The organism is Duganella sp. 1224 (assembly GCF_013408245.1).
Classification (GTDB): domain Bacteria; phylum Pseudomonadota; class Gammaproteobacteria; order Burkholderiales; family Burkholderiaceae_D; genus Rugamonas.
This window is the reverse complement of the sequence record NZ_JACBYS010000001.1, coordinates 1779471-1791005: the sequence shown is the minus strand read 5'-3', so window position 1 is coordinate 1791005 and position 11535 is coordinate 1779471. Positions and strand designations below refer to the sequence as shown.

Genomic DNA, 11535 nt, shown 5'->3' with positions numbered 1-11535 from the left:
ATGGTGAGGTGATGATTTAAAGGGGGGCGGAGGCGAACAGCGCGTCCACATCCAGCTCGCTGAAGTCGCGCGCGACGGCGATGACGTTGTCGAATTCCTGGAACGCCGCGGCCGGCAGGGTGGTGGTCAGCACCACCGCGCGCATGCCGGCGCGGCGCGCCGCCTCCACGCCCAGCGGCGCGTCCTCGAACACGATGCTGTCGGCCGGCCGCGCGCCGGCGCGCTCGGCGGCCAGCAGGAACACGTCCGGGTGCGGCTTGCCGCGCGCCACGTCGGCAGCGCCGGCGATGGCGTCGAATTGCTGGCGCAGCGCCAGCCCGTCCAGCGTGAAGTCGATGTTCTCCGGCGGCGCGGCGGTGGCCACGGCCAGCCTGACGCCGGCCGCGCGGGCGCGCCCGATGAAGTCGACGAAGCCGGCGGTCGGCGCCAGGTGCGGCGCGTACAGCTCGCGGTACAGCGCCTCCTTCTCGCAGTCCAGCGCCGCGCTTTCTTCCTTGCTGAGCGCGTTGCCGAAGTAGGTGCGCATGATTTCATGGCCCTGGCGGCCGGCCGTGTTGCGGAAAAAGTCGTCCGCGTCCAGCGTGTGGCCGCGGCGCGCGAAGAACGCCAGCCACGACTTGACGTGGTAGGCCATGTTGTCGACGATGGTGCCGTCCATGTCGAAGATGAATGCACGCTGGGTCATTACACGCCTTGTTTGAGCGAAGCCGAGATGAAGTCGTCGAGGTCGCCGTCCAGCACGCCCTTGGTGTTGCCGGTCTCGACGTTGGTGCGCAGGTCCTTGATGCGCGACTGGTCCAGCACGTACGAGCGGATCTGGTGGCCCCAGCCGACGTCGGTCTTGGAATCCTCCAGCTTCTGCTGCTCGCTCATGCGCTTGCGCAGTTCCAGCTCGTACAGCTTGGCCTTCAGCATCTCCATCGCCTCGGCCTTGTTGCGGTGCTGCGAGCGGTCGTTCTGGCACTGCACCACGATGCCGGTCGGGCCGTGGGTCAGGCGCACCGCCGAATCGGTTTTATTAATGTGCTGGCCGCCGGCGCCGGACGCGCGGTAGGTGTCGATGCGCAGGTCGGCCGGGTTGATCTCGATGTCGATCGAGTCATCCACCTCCGGGTAGACGAACAGCGACACGAACGAGGTGTGGCGGCCGCCGGCCGAGTCGAACGGCGACTTGCGCACCAGCCGGTGCACGCCGGTCTCGGTGCGCAGGAAGCCGTAGGCGTACTCGCCCTCGACCTTCAGGGTGGCGGTCTTGATGCCGGCCACCTCGCCCTCGGACTCCTCCATGACCTCGACCTTGAAGCCCTTGCGCTCGCAATAGCGCAGGTACTGGCGCAGCAGCATCGACGCCCAGTCCTGGGCCTCGGTGCCGCCGGCGCCGGCCTGGATGTCGATGAAGCAGTTGTTCGGGTCCATCGGGTTGTTGAACATGCGGCGGAACTCCATGCCCTCGATGACCTTGCGCACCGCCTCGGCGTCGACGATCAGCGCCTCCAGCGTGTCGTCGTCGCCTTCCGCCCTGGCCATGTCGATCAGGTCGGCCATGTCCTTGAGGTCGGCGTTGGCCTTGGTCAGGGCGCTGACCACCGCTTCCAGGGATTTCTTTTCCTTGCCCAGGTCCTGGGCTTTTTTCGGGTCGTTCCAGACGTCTGGATCTTCCAGCTCGCCGTTGACCTGTTCGAGTTTCTCCGACTTCTGATCGAAGTCAAAGATACCTCCGAAGTTCGGCTTCGCGCGTGGTCAGATCGGCGAGCAGGGCGGTGAGGGCGTTGATGCGTTCGGCTTCCATGGTTTTCTTCTTCTCTCAGGCTGAAATCAAACCCTGAATTATACCCTACGCCGCCGCGCTCTCCCAGCGCGACGCGCGCGGCCGCCGCCCGCCCCATCGCGCAGCCGTCCCCGCCGCGTCCCCGTCGCGCCCCCGCCGCGCCCCCGCCGCGCCCCCGCCGCGCCCACACCGCGTCCGCCGCCGCGCGGCAATACTGCCATTTTGGCCACAAAAAGCGGCCGAAACCGGCTAGAATAGCCGCTGCCCGTGACTACCCGATGCCGACCATGCGCCTTGCCCACCTCGCCGTGCCCCTGCTGCTGACCGCCTGCGCCGGCCTCCCGCACGTCGCTGGCGACGGCGACGGCCCACGCCCCGGCACGCAAGCCACGCTGGCGCTGCTGGAAACCACCGACCTGCACGCCAACGTCCTCAGCTACGACTACTACAAGCTGCAGCCCGATCCCGCGCTCGGCCTCGAACGCACCGCCACCCTGATCAAGCAGGCGCGCGCCGAGTACCCCAACAACCTGCTGATCGACAACGGCGACGCCCTGCAAGGCACCGCCCTGGCCGACTACCAGGCGCTGGTGCAGCCGCTGGCCTGCGCCGACACGCTGGCCATCTACAAGGCCATGAACCAGCTGAAGGTCGACATCGCCGGCGTCGGCAACCACGAATTCAACTACGGCCTGGCCTACCTGAACCAGGTCACCGCCAGCCACTTCGACGTCGACGGCGTGCCCGCCGACGCCCCGCGCTGCGCCGGCCCCGACTTCCCCATCGTGCTGGCCAACCTCTACAGCGCCCGCACGCGCCAGCCGCTGTTCGCCCCCTACCGCATCCTGACGCGTCAGATCCTCGCCAGCGGCCCGGACGGCAAAGCGCTGCGCGCCACGCTGAAAATCGGCGTCATCGGCTTCACGCCGCCCGGCGTGCTGGCCTGGGACAAGCACTGGCTGGCCGGCAAGGTCTACGCCGAGGGCGTGCGCGAAACGGCCGAAAAATACCTGCCGCGCATGCGCGCCGAGGGCGCCGACCTGATCGTCGCCGTCGCGCACGGCGGCATCGACGGCGCCCCGTACACGCCGCAGATGGAAAATGCCAACTACTACCTGGCGCAGGTGCCCGGCATCGACGCGCTGCTGATCGGCCACGAACACCTGCCATTCCCCGACGCCGCCAGCCAGCGCCCCGGCTTCAACCTGCCCGGCGTCGACAAGACCCGCGGCACGATCCACGGCGTGCCGGCCGTGATGGCCAACCTGTGGGGCAAGCACCTCGGCGTCATCGGCCTGCACCTGACCTACGACGGCCGGCGCTGGACGGTCGACCGCAGCCGCACCACGGTCGAGGCGCGCCCCACCAGGCAGGCCGACGGCAGCTACGTGGCCGCCGACCCGGCCATCGCCGCGCTGGTGGCCAGCGAGCACGCCGCCACTCTGCGCTACGTGCGCACGCCGCTCGGCAGCAGCGACTTTCGCATGAGCAGCTACTTCGCCGACGTCGGCGACATCAGCGCCATCGAACTGGTCAACCAGGCCCAGACCGCCTACGTGCGCGACTACGTGCGCGCCAACCTGCCGCAGTACGCGGCGCTGCCGGTGCTGTCGATGGCCTCGCCGTTCAAGACCGGCGCCGCCGGCGTGGCCGACTACACCGACGTCGCGCCCGGCGCGGTGGCGCTCAACAACGCCGCCGACCTGTACCTGTACCCGAACGCGCTGCACGCCGTCAAACTCAACGGCGCCCAGCTCAAGGCCTGGCTGGAAAAATCGGCCGAACGCTTCCGCCGCATCGACCCCGCCACCAGCGCGCCGCAGGAACTGATCAACACCGCCTTTGCCGGCTTCAACTTCGACATGCTGACCAGCGCCGACGTGCGCTACCAGATCGACGTCACCCGGCCGGTCGGCCAGCGCATCGTCAACCTGCAATACCGCGGCGCGCCGCTGGCGCCGACGCAGGAATTCCTGGTCGCCACCAACAACTACCGCGCCAGCGGCGGCGGCGGCTTCCCCGGCCTCGATGGCAGCCGCACCGTGATCGCCGCGCCGGACGCCAGCCGCGACGTGCTGATCGCCTACATCAAACAGACCGGCCAGCTGACGCGCGCCCGCAACGGCGCCGCGCGCAGCTGGCGCTTCGCCCCGGTCACGGTGCGCGGCCCGGTGGTGTTCCACACCGCGCCCAACATGCTGGCGCTGGCGCACGCCGCCGGTCTGACCAACATCCGCCAGCTGCAGGCCGACGACGGCGGCGGCAAGGGCTACGCCCTCTACGCCATCGACCTCAGCCAATGAGCGCCGTCCGCCACGCCCGCGCCGCCGTCGGTCACGCCCGCGCTGCCGCCCGTCACGCCAGCGCGAATCTCGCCGTCAGCCTCGCCGCCTGCCTGGCGCTGGCCGGCGCCATCGCGTCCGGCCACGCGGCGGCCGGGCCGGTGGAGGAGGGGCGGCTGTACCTGCGCGGCAGCGAGCGGGTGGCGGCCGACCCGGCGCGCGCCCTCCAGCTGTTCCGCGGTGCCGCCCAGCGCGGCGATCCGCAGGCCGCCTACTACCTCGGCATGATGTACCAGAGCGGCATGGCGGTCGCGCGCGACATGCAAGCCGCCGCCCACTGGCTGCGGTTTGCCGCCAGCCGCCAGAACCCGGCCGCGATGTACGCGCTGGCCAAGCTCTACCTGGCCGGCGAGGGCGTGCCGCGCGACGAGCAGGCCGCGCGCCGCTGGATCGAAAAAGCCGCCGACCTCGACTACCCGGAAGCAGTGATGACCATGGCCATCGGCCTGCGCGACGGCTCCATGGGCTTCGAGCGCAACGAGGCGCTGGCCGAAACCCAGCTGCGCTTCGCCCAGCGCGCCCTCAAGCAAGCCACGCCCGGCATGTAGGCCGGCGCCGCGCTTGTTGCGACGCCGCACATCTATCTGTTGCCCCTGTTGAAGTCCTCCCCTACAATCGGTTCCCGATGGGGCGATTTTCCAGCGTACGACTACGATAAAAAACGTTGTATAACAGGAGATGCGACATGAACTTCAAGTTGAACCTGCTGATGGCGGGCGTGGCACTCGGTTTCTCGGCATCCGCGCTGGCGGCGGACCCCATCAAGATCGGCGTGGCCGGCCCGTTCACCGGCGGCTCGGCGCCGATGGGCGTGTCGATGCGCGACGGCGTCAAGCTGGCGGTGGCCGACATCAACGCCAAGGGCGGCATCCTCGGCCGCCCGATCCAGCTGATCGAGCGCGACGACGAGGCCAAGCCCGAGCGCGGCGTGCAGATCGCCCAGGAACTGATCAACAAGGAAAAGGTGGTGGCCACGGTCGGCTACATCAACACCGGCGTGGCGCTGGCCTCGCAGCGCTTCTACCAGGACGCCAAGATCCCGGTGATGAACAACGTGGCCACCGGCTCCATCATCACCCGGCAGTTCGCCGACCAGCCGGAGAACTACATCTTCCGCAACTCCGCCAACGACCAGATCCAGTCGCAGATGATCATCAAGGAGGCGGTCGACCACCGCAAGTTCAAGAAGCTGGCCATCCTGGCCGACTCCACCAATTACGGCCAGCTGGGCCGCGAGGACCTGGAAAAAGTGCTGGCATCGCGCGGCATGAAGGCGGTGGCGGTTGAAAAATACAACATCAAGGACGTCGACATGACCGCCCAGCTGCTCAAGGCCAAGCAGGCCGGCGCCGAGGTGGTGCTGACCTACGGCATCGGCCCCGAGCTGGCGCAGATCGCCAACGGCATGGAAAAACTCAACTGGAAAGTGCCGCTGATCGGCAGCTGGACCCTGTCGATGGCCAACTTCATCGACAACGCCGGCAAGAACGGCAACGGTACCCGCATGCCGCAGACCTTCATCCAGGCGCCCGACACGCCCAAGCGCAAGGCCTTCATCGACGCCTACCTCAAGGCCTACAACCCGCCGCAGGGGCGGATGCCGTCGCCGGTGTCGGCCGCGCAGGGCTACGACTCGGTCTACCTGCTGGCCGCCGCCATCCGCCAGGCCGGCAGCACCGACGGCCCGAAAATCAAGGCCGCGCTGGAAAACCTGAGCGAGAAGGTGGACGGCGTGGTCACCACCTACGACAAGCCCTACAGCAAGGACGACCACGAGGCCATCAACGCCCAGACCACCGTCTTTGGCGAAGTGCGCGACGGCAAGGTGGTGCTGGCCAAATAAGGCGCGCCGCGCTGCCGCCGGCCGCCCGCTGCCGCTGCCCGCCGCCGGTCGCCCGCCGCCGGTCGCCCGTGGCCGGCCGCGCGGCGGCCACGGCTGTCTTGTTCGCTTTCTCGTCGTCTGTCGCAAAGGGACCACGCATGGAAATCCTGTTGCAACTGGTGTTCAGCGGCATCGCGCTGGGCATGATCTACGCGGTGATCGCCTTTGGCTACCAGCTCACCTTCGCCACCTCCGGCACGCTGAATTTCGGCCAGGGCGAATCGCTGATGCTGGGCGCGCTGGTCGGCCTCAGCCTGGTCGGCACCATCCACGGCGGCCCCTACCTGGGCTACCTGCTGATGATCCCGCTGGTGATGGTGTTCGGCGCGCTGCAAGGCATGCTGGTCGAATGGATCGGCGTGCGCCCGGCGATCAAGATCAAGTCCGAATTCGGCTGGATCATGTCGACCATCGCGCTGGCCATCATCTTCAAGAACGTCGCCGAAAACATCTGGGGCAAGGACGACCTGACCTTCCCGTCGCCGCTGTCGTCGGCGCCGATCGAGCTGTTCGGCGCCAACGTCCAGCCGATGCAGGTGGCGGTGGTGCTGGGCGCGCTGGCCATCATGGCCGCGGTGGAACTGTTCAACCGCAAGTCGATCTACGGCAAGGCAGTGGTGGCCACCGCCAACGACCGCGACGCCGCCGGCCTGATGGGCATCAACACCGGCGCCGTGATCACCTTCTCGTACGCGCTGTCGTCCGCCGTGGCCGCGTTCGCCGGCGTGCTGGTGGCGCCGCTGACGCTGACCGGCGCCACCATGGGCGCCTCGCTCGGCCTCAAGGCCTTCGCCGTGGCCATCATCGGCGGCCTGACCTCGGGCGTCGGCGCCATCGTCGGCGGCCTGATCCTGGGCATCGCCGAAACCACCGCCGGCTACTACATCTCGACCGGCTACAAGGACGTGCCGGGCCTGCTGCTATTGCTGCTGGTGCTGGCCGTCAAGCCCTCCGGCCTGTTCGGCAAAGCCGCCATCAAAAAGGTCTGACCCATGAACAAGACGATTGTCGCGGCCAGCGTGGCCGGGCTGGCGCTGCTGGCGCTGTACCCGGTGCTGCTGCCCAACCCGTACTACATCCACCTGCTGGAAACCATCCTGATCTACGCCATCCTGCTGTTCGGCCTCGACATCGTGGTCGGCTACACCGGCCAGGTGTCGCTCGGCCACGCCGGCCTGTTCGGCATCGGCTCCTACGCCACCGGCGTGCTGGTGGCCAAGCTGGGCGCGCCGTTCTGGCTGGCCCTGCCCGCCAGCGTGGCGGCCGCCGCGCTGTTCGGCGCGCTGCTGGCGCTGCCGGCGCTGCGCGTCACCGGCCCCTACCTGGCGATGGTCACGCTGGCCTTCGGCACCATCATCCAGATCCTGATCAACGAAATGACCTTCCTCACCGAAGGGCCGATGGGCCTCAAGATCGCCAAGCCGGTCGTGGCCGGCGCCAGGCTGAGCGAGGTGCAGTACTACTACCTGGTGGCGGCGCTGCTGGTGCTGTCGCTGCTGGTGGTGCACCGCATCCTCAAGTCCCACCTGGGGCGCGCCTTCGAGGCGCTGCGCGACAGCCCGATCGCCTCCGACTGCATGGGCGTGTCGGTCTACCGCTACAAGGTGTACGCCTTCATCCTCAGCGCCGGCTTCGCCGGCCTGGCCGGCAGCCTGTACGCCTACTCCGAGGAATACATCAACCCCAGCAGCTACAGCTTCGAGCTGACCATCTTGTTCCTGCTGGCGGTCATCATGGGCGGGCGCAAGACCCGCTCGGGCGCGCTGATCGGCGCGCTGATCGTGGTCATGCTGCCCAGCCTGCTGGCCGACATCGCGCTGTTCCGCCAGATCGCCGTTGGCGCCGCCGCGCTGGGCGTGCTGGGCGCCGCGCTGGCCATCGCCCGCCGGCGCGCCACGCCGCGCGGCGTCGCCGTGCCGCTGCTGGCCACGCTCGGCATGGCCGCCTTCTCGTTCAAGCTGGAAAACATCGTCGACTGGCGGCTGACCATCTTCGGCCTGATGACGCTGTTTGTCGTCTACTACCTGCAGGATGGCATCGTCGGCTACCTGCAGGGGCTGCTGGGCCGGGCGCGCCGCCCGGCGCCGGCGCTGGCGGCGGCCGGCGCCACCGCACCGTTCCCGCGCGTCGCCGCCGGCCAGGCCGGCGCGCCGCTGCTCGACGCCGGCCAGATCCTGATGCAGTTCGGCGGCCTGAAAGCGCTCAACCAGGTCGACCTGCGCGTGCGCCAGGGCGCGGTGCATGGCCTGATCGGTCCCAACGGCTCCGGCAAAAGCACCATGATGAACGTGCTGACCGGCATCTACACGCCCACCGCCGGGCGGGTCACCTTTGACGGCGCCGTCATCTCCGGCCGCACGCCGGCGCAGATCGCGCTGGGCGGCGTGGCCCGCACCTTCCAGAACGTCCAGCTGTTTGGCGAAATGAGCGCCACCGAAAACGTGCTGGTCGGCCTGCACCACAGCTTCCGCGCCAGCGTGCTGGACGTGATGCTGCGCACGCCGCGCCAGCGGCGCGAGGAACAGGCCGCGCGTGAGCGCGCCGCCAGCATCCTGGCCTTCGTCGGCCTGGCCGACCTGGCCGACGAGGAGGCCCGCAACCTGCCGTACGGCAAACAGCGGCTGCTGGAAATCGGCCGCGCGCTCGGCCTCAACCCGCGCCTGCTGCTGCTGGACGAACCGGCCGCCGGCCTGACCGCGCCCGACATCAAGGAACTGATGGCCATCATCCGCAAAATCCGCGAGCACGGCATCACCATCATCCTGATCGAACACCACATGGACGTGGTGATGGCCCTGTCCGACACCGTCACGGTGCTCGACTTCGGCCAAAAGATCGCCGAAGGCCAGCCGGCCGCCGTGCAAAGCGACCCCAAGGTGATCGAAGCGTACCTGGGCGGCAGCGGCGCCGAGCACGGCGGCGCGACGGCGCCGGCCCCCCACTGACAAGGACATGCCATGCTGACCATCTCCAACCTGCACGCCGGCTACGGCAAAGTCGAAGTCCTGCACGGCATCTCGCTGGACGTCCCCCAGGGCCAGCTGGTGACGCTGATCGGCTCCAACGGCGCCGGCAAGACCACCACCATGCGCGCCATCTCCGGCATGCTCAAGCCGCGCAGCGGCCGCGTCACCCTGGGCGGCAAGGACATCACCGGCAGCGCCGCGCACCGCATCGCGCGCGCCGGGCTGGCGCACTCGCCGGAAGGGCGGCGCGTGTTTGCCGCGATGAGCGTGACCGACAACCTGCTGCTGGGCGCGTTCCCGCGCTTCACCCGCGCGCGGCCGAAAGGCGACATCCAGCGCGACCTCGACCGAGCGCTGGCGCTGTTCCCGCGTCTCAAGGAGCGGCGGCAGCAGCTGGCCGGCACGCTGTCGGGCGGCGAGCAGCAGATGCTGGCGATGGCGCGCGCCATCATGCTCAATCCCGACGTGGTGTTGCTGGACGAACCGTCGATGGGGTTGGCGCCGATCCTGGTGGAAGAAGTATTCCGCATCATCCAGCGGCTGAAGGCGGACGGCGTGACGATGCTGCTGGTGGAACAATTCGCCGCCGCCGCGCTGAACGTGGCCGACTACGGCTACGTGCTGGAAAACGGCCGCATCGCCGTGCACGGCCCCGCCGCCAGCCTCAAAACCGACCCCAAAGTCATCGCCGCCTACCTCGGCGGCGCCCACTAACACCGGGGTCAGTGCCGACATTCGGACATTTCATCGCGCGCGATGTTTTTTGATGGCGCGGCTGACGGTTTTGGCGGAGACGCCAAAATGCGCGCTGATCTGCTCCATGGTGTAGGCGGTGGAGTGATAGGCATCGCTCATTGCCTGATCGCGGCTGGTGGCCTGTTGTTGGTATTCCGCCAGCGACATCGCCACCGCCCGGCGCTGTGACTTGGCGACGGCACGCAGCGATAGTGGTTGCCGCGGCGGGGCAGCCGCGGGCAGCGGCTGCTCGCCGAGAATCAGCTGGTGCCTGGTCTGGAGCAGCGGGCTCGGGGCATCAATCCCGGCCAACACGAAGCGGCGATAGGCATCGATGGCCGCCGCCGTTTCTGGAGAAAACGCCAGCAGGGTGGTGGCGACATCCAGCCACGTCGGGGCGGTAGAGGCGCCGACGCAATAGCGATAACTGCTCCACGGCCACTCGTCCGGCGACCGCACCAGGCCGGCGCGCACAGGATTGAGGATCACATAGCGCGCCACTGCCATCAGGTAGACGTCTTGCTGAACCAGGATGGCCTTGTAGCGTCCCTGAAAAACGTGGCCGACCAGTCCGTGGCGGCGGTTGAAGTACTGCGAGTAGACGCCGTTGAGTTGTTGCATCCCGCGCGCCAGATTGCCGTCCACCGTCTCCACGACGATATGGTAATGATTGGTCATCTGGCAAAAGCCGTGAATGACAAAATTGTGCCGTGCACAGACCTCGGCCAGAATGGCCAGCCACATGACACGGTCGCGGTCATCGACGTACACCGGCATCTTGCGATCGCCGCGGGAGGTGACGTGGTACAGCGCGCCCGGAAGCTGTAGTCGGAGAGGTCGGCTCATCCCGCCAGTCTAGATTGCTTGACGCCGCAAGCCGTGCGCTGGCGCAAACCGCCTGGATTTATTAAGGACCAGCTCGTGTCCGAATGTCGGCACTGACCCCGGTCGGGGGTTCATAAATCGTTGCGCCTGTCAATATGCAATCCAGGGTGTCGGGATTTTTGCGACAAAATAAATTTTCTTGAATAATTTTCAATTTTTCGGAATGGTTCAGGATAGAATTGATTGCATAGAAAACATGTAAATATGTCACGATTTTTCCATTGCAGTGTAACTTCCCCTAGGACCCGACGATGATCAAACAGTGCCACTTCAAGCAAACCTTGCGCGCGCTCGCGGGCGCCGCCCTGATGACGCTGGCCGCCGGCGCCGCCCACGCCGGTGCCGTCAGCGAGAGCGGCGACGCCGGCCAGCTGACCGCTTCGGCCCAGCAGTTCAGCGGCAGCGGCGCCATCTCCGCCATCAGCGGCTCGCTGCTGACCAGCTCCGCCAGCGACTACGCCGACCTGTTCCGCGTGTACCTGTACGCCGGCAGCACCTTCAGCGCCACCACCACCGCGTCCAGCATCTACACCAACAACTTCGACACCGCGCTGTTCCTGTTCGACAGCCATGGCCACGGCGTGGTGGCCAATGACGACGACCCCAACGTCGGCGCGCAGTCCACCATCACCATCACCCAGACCGTCGGCGCCAGCGGCTACTACTACCTGGCCATCGCCGGCGCCGGCTACACCCCGGTCAGCGCCGGCGGCGCGATCTTCGGCAGCCTGCTGGGCCAGGACCAGGTGGCGGCGGTCGGCCCCGGCGGCGGCGGCGCGCTGAGCGGCTGGCAAAGCATCAGCGGCCAAGGCGACAGCTACGAGATCGTGCTGCAGGGCGCCTACGCCAACGCGGCGCCGGTGCCGGAACCGGCCAGCATGTCGCTGCTGATGGCCGGCCTGGGCCTGGTGGGCGTGGCGGCGCGCCGTCGCCGCGCGCAAGTCTGATTGACGCAAC

At 67.9% G+C, this 11535-nt stretch carries 10 protein-coding genes; 7 read left to right on the top strand and 3 right to left on the bottom strand.

The window, feature by feature from the left end; translation table 11 throughout:
* Nucleotides 1-16: 16 nt before the first annotated feature.
* Together FHW58_RS07925 and prfB are read right to left on the bottom strand one after the other, a co-directional pair.
* A complete protein-coding gene (locus tag FHW58_RS07925; protein ID WP_179672498.1) occupies nucleotides 17-685 on the bottom strand; it encodes an HAD family phosphatase in 669 nt (222 codons plus the stop codon).
* Nucleotides 685-1789 (bottom strand): peptide chain release factor 2 gene (prfB, locus tag FHW58_RS07920; RefSeq protein WP_179672497.1). Its coding sequence is split into 2 segments (ribosomal slippage): nucleotides 685-1707 and nucleotides 1709-1789, totalling 1104 coding nucleotides; the frame shifts between segments, so codons are not numbered across the junction. Before prfB ends, FHW58_RS07925 begins: the two co-directional genes overlap by 1 nt.
* A gap of 266 nt (nucleotides 1790-2055) precedes the next feature.
* On the opposite strand from prfB, the gene FHW58_RS07915 reads away from it, so the two are divergent.
* The 6 genes from FHW58_RS07915 (at nucleotide 2056) to FHW58_RS07890 (ending at nucleotide 9672) form a co-directional block, all read left to right on the top strand.
* Nucleotides 2056-4071 (top strand): bifunctional 2',3'-cyclic-nucleotide 2'-phosphodiesterase/3'-nucleotidase, encoded by a 2016-nt coding sequence (locus FHW58_RS07915; RefSeq protein WP_229265079.1) that lies wholly within the window; start codon nucleotides 2056-2058, stop codon nucleotides 4069-4071.
* Complete coding sequence (locus tag FHW58_RS07910) at nucleotides 4068-4658, top strand: tetratricopeptide repeat protein (RefSeq protein WP_179672495.1); 591 nt, start codon at nucleotides 4068-4070, stop codon at nucleotides 4656-4658. Before FHW58_RS07915 ends, FHW58_RS07910 begins: the two co-directional genes overlap by 4 nt.
* 137 nt (nucleotides 4659-4795) lie before the next feature.
* Nucleotides 4796-5953: an ABC transporter substrate-binding protein gene (locus FHW58_RS07905; protein ID WP_179672494.1), complete on the top strand. Its 1158-nt coding sequence runs from the start codon at nucleotides 4796-4798 to the stop codon at nucleotides 5951-5953.
* A 137-nt stretch (nucleotides 5954-6090) separates the two neighbouring features.
* Entirely contained in the window at nucleotides 6091-6981 is an 891-nt protein-coding gene (locus FHW58_RS07900; RefSeq protein ID WP_179672493.1) for a branched-chain amino acid ABC transporter permease, read from the top strand.
* A 3-nt stretch (nucleotides 6982-6984) separates the two neighbouring features.
* Nucleotides 6985-8937, top strand: a complete 1953-nt coding sequence (locus FHW58_RS07895; protein WP_179672492.1) for an ATP-binding cassette domain-containing protein — start codon at nucleotides 6985-6987, stop codon at nucleotides 8935-8937.
* 12 nt (nucleotides 8938-8949) lie between these two features.
* The gene (locus tag FHW58_RS07890) at nucleotides 8950-9672 is read left to right on the top strand and encodes an ABC transporter ATP-binding protein (protein ID WP_179672491.1); all 723 of its coding nucleotides are present in this window, start codon (nucleotides 8950-8952) and stop codon (nucleotides 9670-9672) included.
* Nucleotides 9673-9702: 30 nt separating this feature from the next.
* On the opposite strand, the gene FHW58_RS07885 is transcribed toward FHW58_RS07890, so the two are convergent.
* Nucleotides 9703-10539: a transposase gene (locus FHW58_RS07885; RefSeq protein WP_179672490.1), complete on the bottom strand. Its 837-nt coding sequence runs from the start codon at nucleotides 10537-10539 to the stop codon at nucleotides 9703-9705.
* Nucleotides 10540-10829: 290 nt separating this feature from the next.
* Between FHW58_RS07885 and FHW58_RS07880 the strand changes: the two genes are divergently transcribed.
* Complete coding sequence (locus FHW58_RS07880) at nucleotides 10830-11525, top strand: PEP-CTERM sorting domain-containing protein (RefSeq protein ID WP_179672489.1); 696 nt, start codon at nucleotides 10830-10832, stop codon at nucleotides 11523-11525.
* Nucleotides 11526-11535: the final 10 nt, after the last annotated feature.

Excerpts from the sequence above, each read along its gene's own strand:
- FHW58_RS07925 (WP_179672498.1), bottom strand. The coding sequence starts at position 685 with ATGACCCAGCGTGCATTCATCTTCGACATGGACGGCACCATCGTCGAC.
- FHW58_RS07915 (WP_229265079.1), top strand. The coding sequence starts at position 2,056 with ATGCGCCTTGCCCACCTCGCCGTGCCCCTGCTGCTGACCGCCTGCGCC.
- FHW58_RS07910 (WP_179672495.1), top strand. The coding sequence starts at position 4,068 with ATGAGCGCCGTCCGCCACGCCCGCGCCGCCGTCGGTCACGCCCGCGCT.
- FHW58_RS07905 (WP_179672494.1), top strand. The coding sequence starts at position 4,796 with ATGAACTTCAAGTTGAACCTGCTGATGGCGGGCGTGGCACTCGGTTTC.
- FHW58_RS07900 (WP_179672493.1), top strand. The coding sequence starts at position 6,091 with ATGGAAATCCTGTTGCAACTGGTGTTCAGCGGCATCGCGCTGGGCATG.
- FHW58_RS07895 (WP_179672492.1), top strand. The coding sequence starts at position 6,985 with ATGAACAAGACGATTGTCGCGGCCAGCGTGGCCGGGCTGGCGCTGCTG.
- FHW58_RS07890 (WP_179672491.1), top strand. The coding sequence starts at position 8,950 with ATGCTGACCATCTCCAACCTGCACGCCGGCTACGGCAAAGTCGAAGTC.
- FHW58_RS07885 (WP_179672490.1), bottom strand. The coding sequence starts at position 10,539 with ATGAGCCGACCTCTCCGACTACAGCTTCCGGGCGCGCTGTACCACGTC.
- FHW58_RS07880 (WP_179672489.1), top strand. The coding sequence starts at position 10,830 with ATGATCAAACAGTGCCACTTCAAGCAAACCTTGCGCGCGCTCGCGGGC.